This window comes from Polynucleobacter sp. JS-JIR-II-50 (genome assembly GCF_018687895.1).
In the GTDB taxonomy this organism is placed as follows: Bacteria; Pseudomonadota; Gammaproteobacteria; order Burkholderiales; family Burkholderiaceae; genus Polynucleobacter.
This window is the reverse complement of record NZ_CP061307.1, coordinates 2,037,121-2,048,933: the sequence shown is the minus strand read 5'-3', so window position 1 is coordinate 2,048,933 and position 11,813 is coordinate 2,037,121. Positions and strand designations below refer to the sequence as shown.

General features: G+C 43.9%; 14 protein-coding genes. 13 read left to right on the top strand and 1 reads right to left on the bottom strand.

Annotated elements, in window-relative coordinates:
- Window positions 1-230: 230 nt before the first annotated feature.
- Complete coding sequence (locus tag FD963_RS10235) at window positions 231-620, bottom strand: hypothetical protein (protein ID WP_215362407.1); 390 nt, start codon at window positions 618-620, stop codon at window positions 231-233.
- 209 nt (window positions 621-829) lie between these two features.
- Between FD963_RS10235 and FD963_RS10230 the strand changes: the two genes are divergently transcribed.
- The 13 genes from FD963_RS10230 to FD963_RS10170 all read left to right on the top strand — a co-directional run bounded on the left by FD963_RS10230 (window position 830) and on the right by FD963_RS10170 (window position 11,795).
- Entirely contained in the window at window positions 830-1,219 is a 390-nt protein-coding gene (locus FD963_RS10230) for a tautomerase family protein (RefSeq protein ID WP_215362406.1), read from the top strand.
- A gap of 169 nt (window positions 1,220-1,388) precedes the next feature.
- Complete coding sequence (locus tag FD963_RS10225; RefSeq protein WP_215362405.1) at window positions 1,389-1,814, top strand: BLUF domain-containing protein; 426 nt, start codon at window positions 1,389-1,391, stop codon at window positions 1,812-1,814.
- A 154-nt stretch (window positions 1,815-1,968) separates the two neighbouring features.
- The gene (locus tag FD963_RS10220) at window positions 1,969-3,321 is read left to right on the top strand and encodes a cytochrome ubiquinol oxidase subunit I (RefSeq protein ID WP_215362404.1); all 1,353 of its coding nucleotides are present in this window, start codon (window positions 1,969-1,971) and stop codon (window positions 3,319-3,321) included.
- Window positions 3,322-3,323: 2 nt separating this feature from the next.
- Window positions 3,324-4,337, top strand: coding sequence for a cytochrome d ubiquinol oxidase subunit II (cydB, locus tag FD963_RS10215; protein WP_215362403.1), 1,014 nt, complete (start codon window positions 3,324-3,326; stop codon window positions 4,335-4,337).
- Between the two features lie 157 nt (window positions 4,338-4,494).
- Window positions 4,495-5,256, top strand: a complete 762-nt coding sequence (locus tag FD963_RS10210) for a YoaK family protein (RefSeq protein ID WP_215362402.1) — start codon at window positions 4,495-4,497, stop codon at window positions 5,254-5,256.
- A 77-nt stretch (window positions 5,257-5,333) separates the two neighbouring features.
- Complete coding sequence (locus tag FD963_RS10205; RefSeq protein ID WP_215362401.1) at window positions 5,334-6,230, top strand: cation diffusion facilitator family transporter; 897 nt, start codon at window positions 5,334-5,336, stop codon at window positions 6,228-6,230.
- A 56-nt stretch (window positions 6,231-6,286) separates the two neighbouring features.
- Window positions 6,287-7,243 (top strand): sodium-dependent bicarbonate transport family permease, encoded by a 957-nt coding sequence (locus FD963_RS10200; RefSeq protein WP_215362400.1) that lies wholly within the window; start codon window positions 6,287-6,289, stop codon window positions 7,241-7,243.
- Between the two features lie 65 nt (window positions 7,244-7,308).
- On the top strand, window positions 7,309-7,740 hold the full coding sequence (locus FD963_RS10195) for a DUF3106 domain-containing protein (protein ID WP_215362399.1): 432 nt from the start codon (window positions 7,309-7,311) through the stop codon (window positions 7,738-7,740).
- Window positions 7,741-7,766: 26 nt separating this feature from the next.
- Complete coding sequence (locus tag FD963_RS10190) at window positions 7,767-8,450, top strand: DUF2461 domain-containing protein (protein ID WP_215362398.1); 684 nt, start codon at window positions 7,767-7,769, stop codon at window positions 8,448-8,450.
- A gap of 37 nt (window positions 8,451-8,487) precedes the next feature.
- Complete coding sequence (locus tag FD963_RS10185; RefSeq protein WP_215362397.1) at window positions 8,488-9,171, top strand: haloacid dehalogenase type II; 684 nt, start codon at window positions 8,488-8,490, stop codon at window positions 9,169-9,171.
- A gap of 10 nt (window positions 9,172-9,181) precedes the next feature.
- Window positions 9,182-9,580: an MAPEG family protein gene (locus FD963_RS10180; RefSeq protein WP_215362396.1), complete on the top strand. Its 399-nt coding sequence runs from the start codon at window positions 9,182-9,184 to the stop codon at window positions 9,578-9,580.
- A 55-nt stretch (window positions 9,581-9,635) separates the two neighbouring features.
- Window positions 9,636-10,739 (top strand): patatin-like phospholipase family protein, encoded by a 1,104-nt coding sequence (locus tag FD963_RS10175; RefSeq protein WP_215364016.1) that lies wholly within the window; start codon window positions 9,636-9,638, stop codon window positions 10,737-10,739.
- Between the two features lie 321 nt (window positions 10,740-11,060).
- Window positions 11,061-11,795 (top strand): sulfite exporter TauE/SafE family protein, encoded by a 735-nt coding sequence (locus FD963_RS10170; RefSeq protein WP_215362395.1) that lies wholly within the window; start codon window positions 11,061-11,063, stop codon window positions 11,793-11,795.
- The last annotated feature ends 18 nt before the right edge of the window (window positions 11,796-11,813 follow it).

Genomic DNA, 11,813 nt, shown 5'->3' with positions numbered 1-11,813 from the left:
ACAAAATCTTTTGGGGTAAAACCGAGCCACTGAGTTATTACTAAAGCCCCAGAACTGACGTATTAAATAATTCGCGCCTTATATCGGTGGTTAGGCTCCACGCCGCGCCACCAAGCTGATCAAAACCACCTTCGGGTGGTTTTTTCATTTGATCTGGTGGGTTAGCCACTATTGGTCTCAAGTCTTCCAGCATTCCCCTGGACGCGAGATGTCGTTTAAAAAATGACCGTTTAGTTTATGAGGGGCTTTTGGCACCTACCAAGAAACTCTGTTCTGGCTATATTGCGTTCATTAGTATTTATCTTTTCACCAATAGCCCAAATAGCATCAATTTCTGCGAATGACTGCGTGCTTATATCGTAAATGATGCGTTTACGCTGTCTGGTACCGTTTTCTTCTTTTATAAAGTTACAACTGATAATGTTAGCTTGTTGAGCACAATCATAATCATCAATCTTGTAATTTTGGAACTTATAAGTTCGCGTAACCTGAGGCGTAACAACCTCTTGCTTTGCTTCGGTCTTAATGGCCGCACCATAACAACTTAATGTTAAGTTGTCAGGCTTTTGTGAGCAAGCAACCAGTAAGCAAAACAGCGTTAGCGCAAGAAATTTCTTCATGGTACCCCTTATAGTTTTAATAACTATAAGCGATTTTTCTCCCCGGTGACTTTTATTGCCTTAAGCGGCAAAAGTCTACGGTCGTTCATCTTAGGCCCCGGGCCAACAAGAATCACTAAACCACCTTCGGCTGATTTTTTGGCCCCTACTCAAGCTTCCGCGCAATGAATTGAATCTGTTTAAGATAGATGGATCTAAGGAGAATAGCGATGCCATTAGTCAGAATTGATTTAAGTAAAAAACACTCTGAGAGCTTTGCTCAGCAAGTCGGGGACATTGTCTATAACGTGATGCGAGAGCAAATCAACGTTCCTGAAGACGATAAATTTCAGATTATTACTAGACACGACGTTTCAGAATTAAATATTCCAAAAAGCTATTTAGGAATTGAATATTCAGAAAGCATTATTTTTATTCAAGCGACCATAAGTTTTGGTAGGTCTATCGAGATAAAAAAGAAACTATATAAAGCCATTTGCGAGACTTTAGTGCAAAAGCTAAAAGTCAGGTCTCAAGATGTTTTTATTAACTTGCTTGAGGTAAGCAAAGAAAATTGGTCGTTTGGCAATGGTGAAATGCAATATGCCGACAAGGATTAGACATCTTCGACCCTGGTAGATTCTGCCCTGGGCCGCCAAGAAACACCAAAACCACCTTCAGGTGGTTTTTTATTTGCGGTCGATAGGGTTATTGCCCATTTAAGCTTGGTGACTAAAAGAACAAACTGACTTTAGTTTTCATAGTTATTTTTAGATGCCGGGAGAATAAGTGAGTGCTGACGATCCAAATCAATTGGTAGAGCTGAGCTATATCAGCAAAGCAACTCATGACATGGGGCTTTCAAGCTTAGTCCATCTATTTGATGTTGCCCGAAAGTGGAATTTAGACCATGAGCTTACGGGCGCTCTGTTCTACGAGAATGGCTATTTCGCCCAGATTCTTGAGGGTAAGCGAAAAGATGTTTTGTTCATTTGGGAAAAAATTCAGAAAGACTATCGCCATAAAGTTCTTCATCGAATTGAGCTCGATGAGATTGACCAAAGATTGTTTCCCAATTGGGCCTTGAGGTTTTATGGGGGCGATCAAATTGCTAGGGATGTTCCACATCTAGTGGGTCTGCTTGATGGTCTTCCAAGCCATGATGTTGAATTGTTGAGAATCATGCGTTCAGTGGCCAAAGGCAATCAAGATTAGGATTAGACATCCTGGGCCCTCGTCGATTCTGCCCCGTGCCACCAAGAAACACTAAAACGACATACGATGCTGAGGTAAGCCAAGTAAATCGGCTTCAGCAGGCCAGGGGGGTAAAGAGCATAATAAAAGTACATTAAAAATAAGAGGTAACAAAATGCTTGATACGCTTATTTTGAGCAGAATTCAATTTGCTTCGAATATGACTTTTCATATTCTTTTCCCAACGATATCGATTGCTTTGGGATGGGTACTTTTTTATTTCAAGGTTAAATTCAATAAAACAGGTGACTCAGTATGGAGTGAGGCTTATCAATTCTGGGTCAAGATATTTGCATTAACCTTTGCGCTTGGTGTTGTTAGCGGCATTACGATGAGCTTTCAGTTTGGAACCAACTGGCCTGGATATATGCAAACAGTAGGCAATATCGCAGGGCCTTTGCTTGGCTATGAGGTTTTGTCTGCATTCTTCCTCGAGGCAACTTTTTTAGGAATTATGTTGTTTGGCTCTAAACGAGTCTCCCAAAGAGCTCATACTGTCGCCACATTTTTAGTTGCCTTCGGTACATCGCTATCGGCATTTTGGATTATTGCTTTAGATTCTTGGATGCAAACCCCACAAGGGTTTGAGATGATCAATGGTCAAGCGCATGCAACCAATTGGATTGAGATTGTCTTTAATCCCTCCATGCCGTATCGCCTCTTTCATATGATGACGGCATCATTTTTGACGGTAACGTTCTTAATTGCGGGTATTTCTTCTTATCGTTATTTGAAGGGCATCAATCTTTCCGGCAACCGAGCGCTGATCAAGTTGGCAATGGCTATGGCGGCGGTGTTAGCCCCGCTACAAATTGTGCTTGGCGATTCACACGGCCTAAATACGCTGGAGTATCAACCCGCAAAGGTGGCGGCAATGGAGGGAATTTGGGAAACAACCAAAGGCGCCCCCGCCGTTTTGTTTGCTATACCTGATGAAACCATTAAAGCCAATAAATACGAAATAGCCATTCCAAAGCTTGCATCTTTATATTTGACACACTCCTTTGCGGGTGAGGTGAAGGGGTTGGATGCTTTCCCTGGCGCAACCCCACCAGTTGCCCCCATCTTCTTTGCCTTTCGCATCATGGTTGGCGTTGGTATGTTGATGCTCTTAACGGCATTCGTTGGGTTTTATCTCACAAGAAAAAATACAGAACTGCCAACCTGGCTCTTAAAGGGGCTCAGTGTGATGACATTTTCTGGTTGGGTCGGGGTAGTTGCCGGCTGGTATGTGACAGAGATAGGCAGACAGCCTTACCTGGTGAGTGGGGTGCTAAAGACTGCTGATGCGGTTACTAAAGTGCCTACCAATATGGTTTTGGGCACACTCGTGATGTATCTTGCACTTTATTTAGGGCTGATTGTTTCTTACATCTGGGTTGTTTTTTATTTGGCAAGACAAACTCACCCCGTGCATATTATTGGTGAGCAAAAACCAGGCTTGACTAACGGTATTGCAGGAGCATAAGAATGATTCCTAACTTATATGAACCATCTGGTTGGTTGCCCCTTTTCTTTTTGGTAGCAATGGGTATTGCAATGATTGCTTACGTTGTCTTGGATGGATATGACCTAGGTGTGGGCATCTTATTGAATCAGGCAAGTGAGTCAGAAAAAGACATCATGATTTCATCAATCGGCCCTTTTTGGGATGCCAATGAAACTTGGTTAGTACTCGGAGTCGGAGTTCTCTTGATTGCCTTTCCAATGGCCCATGGAATTATTTTGACGGAACTCTATTTGCCTGTGGGCATCATGTTAGCCGGTTTAATTTTACGAGGCGTATCTTTTGACTTTCGTGCAAAAGCACATTTGAGCCAGAAGGCAGTCTGGAACTTTCTATTCTTTTTTGGTAGTTTCTTGGCCGCTGCATCTCAAGGCGTCATGGTTGGTAGAGAGGTGATTGGTTTTGACTCCGGATACTTGGGCTGGATATTTTCTTTTATCGTGGCGCTTTGCCTGCCTGCTGGGTATGCCTTATTGGGTGCTGGCTGGCTGATTATGAAGACGTCTGGCGAGTTACAACTAAAGGCAGTGGGCTGGGCAAGAAAATGCCTCTTATTAACGGCGCTTGGTGTTGGGATCATTTCTGTAGCGACGCCATTTTTTAGTTCAGAGATTGCGGCTAAATGGTTTACTCTCCCCAATGTATTTTTCTTGCTGCCTTTCCCGGTTCTGACTTTGGCTTGCTTTATCTTTATCGATTTGAACTTGTTAAAAATGCTGAAGAATAAGCCTGCTCCCGTTTGGGTTCCTTTTGCTCTAAGCGTAGCCATCTTTGTCCTGGCATTCCTAGGAATCGCTTACAGCATGTTCCCTTATATCGTTGTAGACAAAATGACAATTTGGGAGGCGGCCTCAGCTACGGAGTCATTGTGGGTCATATTTTGGGGGGCTATAGTTGTGCTGCCAACCATCATTGGATATACGATTTATTCCTACAAAATCTTTTGGGGTAAAACCGAGCCACTGAGTTATTACTAAAGCCCCAGAACTGACGTATTAAATAATTCGCGCCTTATATCGGTGGTTAGGCTCCACGCCGCGCCACCAAGCTGATCAAAACCACCTTCGGGTGGTTTTTTCACTTGAGGCGCCCCATTGATTGGCGAATCGGCGTGGGCCTTAGAATGTAACTTCAATGCCAATAAAGTTCATTCAGCTTTTAACTAGCGCTCAACGCTCTCATAAGACCAATGTTCAGTTAGGTGCCTATATGGCATTTGTGGCGGGCGCGGTGAATGCCGGTGGATTTCTGGCGATTGCTCGTTATACCTCTCATATGAGCGGCATCATTTCCGCGATTGGCGATGACCTAGCCCTCAATAATTTTATTTCTGTATTGGGCGGCATTTCACTTTTGTTCTCATTTCTATTTGGAGCAGCAACCACAGCCATTCTTGTTAATTGGGGCCATAGAAGAAAAATTCATAGTGAGTTCGCTTTGCCCTTATTGGTCGAGGCCATTCTGCTACTGGTGTTTGGTTTGGTGGGAGCCAACTTGAATATCTATTTGCCTTTAACTGTCCCGGCGATTGCCCTTCTTTTATGTTTTGTGATGGGCCTACAAAATGCCATAGTTACAAAAGCCTCTAGAGCAGAAATAAGAACCACGCATATGACGGGCGTAATTACTGATATAGGTATTGAGTTGGGTAAGTTGATCTATTGGAATAAGTCACCAGAAGCTAATGTAAGTGGCTATGTCAAGGCCAACAGAGAGAAACTCAAAACCCACCTATTTATTTTTGGAATGTTTTTAGTGGGCGGAATTATTGGTGCAGTGAGCTTTAAAAGGGTTGGTTATATTTCAGTATTGCCCTTATCCCTTTCGCTTATCTTAATTGCCGGTTTACAGATATATCAAGACATTAGGGCGGCCATGAAGGATCGGTCATCCTGAGTCTGGTTTGATTGCTCCTGTGTATATGCATGGGCTAAAACAGGCTCAAACCCCTCCTTCTTTGCTAGTATCAGTTAATGGACAAAGAAATAGAAGATCACGAATCACAAACGCCCGCTAAACAACAGGCTGCGAAGAAAAGCACATTAGTTAGTGTTGTTGTGAATATCGGCCTGACAGTTTCTCAGGTGTTTGCGGGCATTGTGTCTGGCTCACAGGGCTTGATTGCGGATGGCATTCACTCTGCGACAGATTTGGTCGCTGACTTCGTCGTACTCTTTGCTAATCATCATAGCGCCAAAGATGCAGATGAAGATCACCGCTATGGTCATCAACGATATGAAACCGCCGCCTCTCTATTTTTGGGAATTTCATTATTGGCTGTTGGTGCGGGCATGCTTTTTAAGGCCGGAGAAAAGATTGTCAATCCAATGCCGGCTGGACAAATCCAAATCCTAGCTTTATATGTTGCATTGGCCTCTTTGGTTGCAAAGGAGCTACTTTTTAGATACATGTTGGCAGTAGCGCAGCGTGTGCGATCTTCGATGTTGGTAGCTAATGCTTGGCACGCTAGATCGGATGCCGCTTCTTCATTAGTGGTTTCTATTGGTATTGTTGGTGCTTTATTTGGGCACCCAATCTTTGACGCTATTGGTGCTTTAGTAGTTGGCTTAATGGTGGCAAAAATGGGTTGGAAGTTTGGTTGGGATGCCCTGCATGACTTAATGGATAGGGCAGTATCAGAGGAAGAGCATCGTCAGATAGAGGACATTATTAAATCTACTGAGGGCGTTAGAGGCTTTCATGATCTACGAACTCGCAAGATGGGCGACATGATTTTGGTAGACGTTCATATCGATGTGGATGCCAATGCCACTGTCAAGGTTGGGCACGACATTGCCTTAAACGCGGGCAATCAAATCAAGAAAAAGTTGCCGGTGCTCAATGTCATGACGCACATCGATCCTGTATAGCCCTCAGGCGCTGTGTGGCTAATACAAGAACTTCTAAAATTACCTAAGATGTTGGTATGAATAATTTCTTGGATCCAGCAATTCTCTTTTTCGTCTTTGGTGCTTTTGCTGGTGCCGTTAAATCCAATCTAGAAATTCCTCAGCCCATTGCTAGATTTTTATCGCTCTACTTATTGATGGCTTTGGGTTTAAAGGGTGGTTTTGCCCTTCATAAATCAGGATTTACTCTTGAGATTGGTTTGGCGCTTGGGCTCGCTGTATTTTTGGCAATCATCATTCCTCTCATGGGATATATGGTTTTAAGAACCAAGCTCAATAACTATGATGCAGCCGCCATTGCAGCTACTTATGGTTCGGTTAGCGCCGTTACGTTTATTACTGCGACACAAGCGCTTGATCAATATGGCATTGCGTTTGGCGGACACATGGCTGCTGCAATGGCTTTGATGGAGTCACCGGCAATCATTCTGGCAATCTTGTTAGCGAATAAAGCGAGGACATCAGCCACGAATTCAACACAGTCGACAAGCATGTCCAAGATTCTTCATGAATCCTTTACTGATGGCGCGCAGCTACTCCTTTTAGGCTCGATGTTGGTTGGCTTAGTCAGTGGCGATAGTGGGCAAAAAATAATGGCCCCATTTTCAATCGATTTGTTCAAGGGAATGCTGGCCTTCTTCTTGCTCGACATGGGTTTGATGGCGGCTAAGAACTTTGAGGGATTAAAGGGTAAGCCACCCATTACTTTGCTTTATGCAATCGGCGCTCCTTTGGTTCATGCCTCTATTGCATTGGCACTTTGCAAGCTATTGGGCTTGCCATTGGGCGATACCGTCCTATTGATGGTGCTTGCTGCCAGCGCTTCTTATATTGCTGTGCCAGCAGTGTTAAGGCATGCGCTTCCAGAAGTAAACCCCGCCTTATATATGGGAATGTCATTGGGAATTACCTTCCCCTTCAATATCATTTTGGGCATTCCGCTTTACGCTTATATTGCAGGCCTAACTTACTAGCTGGGGCCAGTTGACTCTGCCCTGACCAGGATTAGAATGGTTCATAACCGGCGGGAGATGAGGCGATGATTTCTAAAAAATGGGTAGTTGGAGCGCTATTTAGTGTTTCTGTGATTTCCTTGGCTGGTGCTGCCATACCTGAGCCACCAAATCCTTTGGCCAACATCAATCTCACCTTTGATCAGCGCTTTGAGCAGATGAAGCAAATAGATGCTGCATTGCTGAAGGCAACACCAGAGGAGCGCAAAGCGTATTGGCATCAAAGGCGCAATCAAATGAAGGCCTTAAGTCCCGAAGATCGCAAGCTGGTTCAGGAAAAAATGAAGGCTCAATGGCAATCCATTACTCCTGAACAAAAAGAAAAAATGAAGGCCGAGAGAAAGGCTTTCTTTGATGGGCTAACACCCGAAGAGCAGGCAGAAATGAAAGCACGAAGAGCTAAATGGGACAACATGAGTCCTGAGGAAAAGCAGCAGCGGTTTAAACAACCGGGTTAGGCTTGGCATCCTCGCCCCTTACTGCAATGAGTGAATTTATTGGATTTAGTCCGAAAGCTTTCAAATTTCTAGAAGAGCTTACCAACAATCAAACTAGAATTTGGTTTTCTGAGCATCGCTCGGAATATGAAGAGTTTGTGCGCGAACCCATGAAGCACTTTACAGATGTCTTGTCTGAGAGTCTCGCTAAAAAAGATGTGCCCTTGTGGGGTGATCCTAAAAAATCTCTCTTTAGAATTAATCGAGATGCTCGGTTTTCAAAAGCAAAGCATCCTTACAACATGCATGCCAGCGGGCTCTTTACGAGAACTGGCGACAAGCACTCTCCCGGCGTTTTGTATTTTCGTTTAGATCCCCTGGGTAGTAGATGTGCTGCAGGTTATTTACAGCCAGAAGCCCACAATCTAAAAAAGCTCAGACAGGGAATTTTAGATAGCCCTAAGGCTTGGATTTCGCTTGAGAAGTCTCTAAAAAGAAAAGGCTATGAGCTGGATTATTCCAACACATTGGCCCGCATTCCGAGGGGCTTTAATGATGTCCCGCCAGAGGTTGAACGAGCAATCAAACTCAAGGGCTGGATTATTAGAAAGCAGTTGCCCAGATCAACGATTTGCTCTAAAGAGTTAATTAAAGAAGTCACTGGTTTTGCTAAAGATATGCTCCCCCTTCTTAGTTTTGGGTGGCATGCGTTGGCTAAATTTTCTGATTAAATGACAATAGAAATTCATACTAGAAAGCAAGAAACACATGTATAAGCTAATCGCTTTTGATGCCTATGGCACATTATTTGATGTGTATTCCATGGGGCAGTTGGCAGAAGAATTGTTTCCGGGTCATGGACAGGCCTTTGCTTTAATGTGGCGCGATCGTCAAATTGAATATACCCGCTTAGTGACGATGAGCGATCCCAATCCTAGCGGCAGTAAGCACTATCTCCCGTTTTGGGAGCTAACCATTCGCTCATTGCGATATGTCTGTAAACGCATGAACTTAAATCTCTCGCCAGAATATGAGAAGCGATTGATGGATCAGTATGCCAAGCTCACTGGTTTTGAAGATAGCGTGAGTGTTCTCAAAGCTATTAAAGAAAAAGGTTTATCTACGGCCATACTGTCTAATGGCAGTAGAGAGATGCTCGCTACTGTAGTGGAGAGCAACGGAGTAAAGCCTTACTTAGATAAGGTTGTAACAATTGAGGAAGTGCGTCTATTTAAAACGGCTCCACAAGCCTATGAGCTTTTACTAAAAGCATTTCCCGTCAAGAAGGAAGAAATTCTCTTTGTGTCGAGTAATGCTTGGGATGCTCTAGCTGCAAAGTGGTATGGCTTTGATGTGTTTTGGGTCAATCGCCTTGGTCACCCTTTTGAAGAGATTGGTGAAAAACCAAACTATGAAGGCAATTCTTTAAGCAAGGTATTAGAAGTTATCTAAGGAGATATGAATGCTATTAGTCACCTCAATTATTGCCGCTGCCTTAACCATTATTTTTATCAAACTCTCTTTTGCTGTCATTGGCTTAAGAAGGAAAAATAAGGTTGGTCTAGGAAGTGGTGGTCACGAAGATCTTGAGAGGGCCATTCGTACACAAGGCAACTTTGCCGAATACGTTCCCATTGGAATTATCCTAATTGCTTGTCTTGAGTTAAATGGCGCCCCTTGGTGGTTGGTGGCCATTCCAGGCGTCTCACTCATTATTGGACGTTTGATTCATGCAAAGGGTATGAATACTCCACCGCCAGATTTCAGCAAGCGCGTGCTCGGAATGAAATTTACTTTTTTCACGCTCATTGCATTAGTTGCTTTGAACTTGGGATGGTCTCTCTACAGGCTCGCTGTTTAAACGATCCTTTGCCGTTAGGGCCCGCTATAAATCGAGCATTATTTATGGAAACTATATGATTGCATCATCACGCCGTAATTTCTTAAAAACTTCTGCTGCTGGCATCGCGGCAGTTACCAGTACACAAGCTTTAGCCCAGGCACAAAATTTTTCATCAAACACTATTGCAGAAGTTGAGGCCTTGGCAGCTAAAAAAGATGTTGAATCTACAACGAGTTGGAATGATGGTTTAGTTCATCCAGCCCCATTTAAGAATCCGTTCGCCCAAGGCAAGGAGCGAGGTTTGGCGTTGGGCGGTGGCGGAACTCCATTGATTGCTTGGTATGCCGGGTACTGCAATGCGCTTAAGAAGGCTGGCGTAGATTTAAGCGGTGCAGATGTTGTGGTCGGCACTTCTGCAGGTTCAATATTTGGCGCAATGCTGACATCTGGGCACTTGTGGCGTCTTATGGGTGAGATGGATCTTTTTGCGGATTTCCCAAAACTGCTTGCAGAAATGATGCCCGCATTGAAATTTAATGCTTCTCAATTAAGGGCGCAGCATGCCGAGTTGACGGTGCGTGATGGATCTCTCGCATCTATTCAGCGCATCGGCAAAGCTGCGATGGCTTCGTTCAATCCTGATGGTGTAGCCAATCACTACAAGGTAATGAAGAAGCTGCTAACGGCTTCTGCTTGGCCTTCAGATGGAATGTTTACTACGGCGATTGATTGCTTTACGGGACAGCGTATTGTTGTGTCAAAAGCCGATAATGTTCCTATTAACGTTGCTTGTGCCGCAAGCTCTTCAGCACCAGGCCAGGTTGGCCCTACATTCATAAAGGATAGGTTATGTATGGATGGCGGCATGAGCCAAAGTAGCACGCATAGCGATGTTATTGCCGGCGTTAAACGAGCCATTGTGATTTCTTTAGGCGATGGAACGATCAATGAGCAAAAGCAGGGATTGCGTTTATCTTCTCTGCCCAATACGATCAATCAAGAGGTGAAAGATTTAGAGGGGGGCGGCACAAAGACCAAGCACATTGTTGTTGGTCTTCCGCCTGGTTTATCTAAGGTAGAGAATCTTCTTGATCCAAAATGGATTGCGCCCTATTTGAAGTATGGGAACGATAGGGGCATTGCTGATGTTGCAATGATGAAAGCATTTTGGGCTTAATGCAAAATTATTTATAAAGCTGAATTTCAAGTGAGGTATTGCAACATGAACAAAATAGCCCTAGCTTTAACTGTGACTTCATTCGCTCTGGTTTTGAGCGGTTGTCTTGCCAGTACCACCTCTCCGGATGGATTAAATTGCGACTTTAGCCAACAAAAACCCTTATGGGAAATGCCTACAGCCTGCGTTAGCAGCAGTTGATTTATTGCTTCCTTCGGCTGCTTAAGGAGCTTAAACCACCTTCGAGCGGCTTTTGTTTTTTTTTGAAAGAAATTTTTTACATTGACCTTGTCATTCAAAATTTAATTGAGATAAGTAAACATGCCTGACCTAATTCTGCAGGCTATAGTGCTTGGCTCATTGGGCCTGGGCGCTGGGGTTTTAGGTGGCGTCATTGGTTTTGGTACCACCATCATATTGATGCCCGCTTTGGTCTATTTTTATGGACCTATTCAGGCCATTCCCGTCATAGCTTTGGTTGCCACCGTAGCCAATCTCTCTCGTATTTTTTTGTGGTGGAGTGTGATTCAATGGCGCGTTTGTTTTGTCTATAGCCTAGCTGCAATACCATTCACGATATTGGGTGTGAATACTCTCGTGCAACTGGATGAACATTTAATTGAAATAACTTTAGGAATATTTTTAATCGCATTAATTCCGATTCGTCGCTGGATGCGCAACCAAAATTTTTATCTAAAACTTTGGCAGATGGCCTTGGTTGGGGCCGCTATTGGCTATTTGACTGGCATTGTTGCGACTACAGGCGCTATCAACACCCCTTTCTTTCTGGCCTTTGGCCTCACCAAGGGCGCCTTCTTAGGCACAGAGGCGGCAAGCACCCTATCTATTCTGTTTACCAAGGGAATTACATTTCATCAGCTCGGCTTCCTCAATGTAACTGCAGTTATTCAGGGACTTCTTATTGGAAGCTGTGTTTTGGTAGGCTCGATCTTTTCTAAGAAAATTGTTCTGGCGTTACCAGAAAAGAAATTTTTGTTGCTGATGGAGCTGGTGATGTTAATTTCAGGCTTGTCGATCTTAGTCATGTCTTTCTAAGGCCGCCATGTAGAGTAA

Excerpts from the sequence above, each read along its gene's own strand:
- FD963_RS10235 (WP_215362407.1), bottom strand. The coding sequence starts at position 620 with ATGAAGAAATTTCTTGCGCTAACGCTGTTTTGCTTACTGGTTGCTTGC.
- FD963_RS10220 (WP_215362404.1), top strand. The coding sequence starts at position 1,969 with ATGCTTGATACGCTTATTTTGAGCAGAATTCAATTTGCTTCGAATATG.
- FD963_RS10170 (WP_215362395.1), top strand. The coding sequence starts at position 11,061 with ATGCCTGACCTAATTCTGCAGGCTATAGTGCTTGGCTCATTGGGCCTG.
- FD963_RS10195 (WP_215362399.1), top strand. The coding sequence starts at position 7,309 with ATGATTTCTAAAAAATGGGTAGTTGGAGCGCTATTTAGTGTTTCTGTG.
- FD963_RS10210 (WP_215362402.1), top strand. The coding sequence starts at position 4,495 with ATGCCAATAAAGTTCATTCAGCTTTTAACTAGCGCTCAACGCTCTCAT.
- FD963_RS10190 (WP_215362398.1), top strand. The coding sequence starts at position 7,767 with ATGAGTGAATTTATTGGATTTAGTCCGAAAGCTTTCAAATTTCTAGAA.
- FD963_RS10205 (WP_215362401.1), top strand. The coding sequence starts at position 5,334 with ATGGACAAAGAAATAGAAGATCACGAATCACAAACGCCCGCTAAACAA.
- FD963_RS10230 (WP_215362406.1), top strand. The coding sequence starts at position 830 with ATGCCATTAGTCAGAATTGATTTAAGTAAAAAACACTCTGAGAGCTTT.
- FD963_RS10175 (WP_215364016.1), top strand. The coding sequence starts at position 9,636 with ATGATTGCATCATCACGCCGTAATTTCTTAAAAACTTCTGCTGCTGGC.
- FD963_RS10180 (WP_215362396.1), top strand. The coding sequence starts at position 9,182 with ATGCTATTAGTCACCTCAATTATTGCCGCTGCCTTAACCATTATTTTT.
- cydB (WP_215362403.1), top strand. The coding sequence starts at position 3,324 with ATGATTCCTAACTTATATGAACCATCTGGTTGGTTGCCCCTTTTCTTT.
- FD963_RS10185 (WP_215362397.1), top strand. The coding sequence starts at position 8,488 with ATGTATAAGCTAATCGCTTTTGATGCCTATGGCACATTATTTGATGTG.
- FD963_RS10200 (WP_215362400.1), top strand. The coding sequence starts at position 6,287 with ATGAATAATTTCTTGGATCCAGCAATTCTCTTTTTCGTCTTTGGTGCT.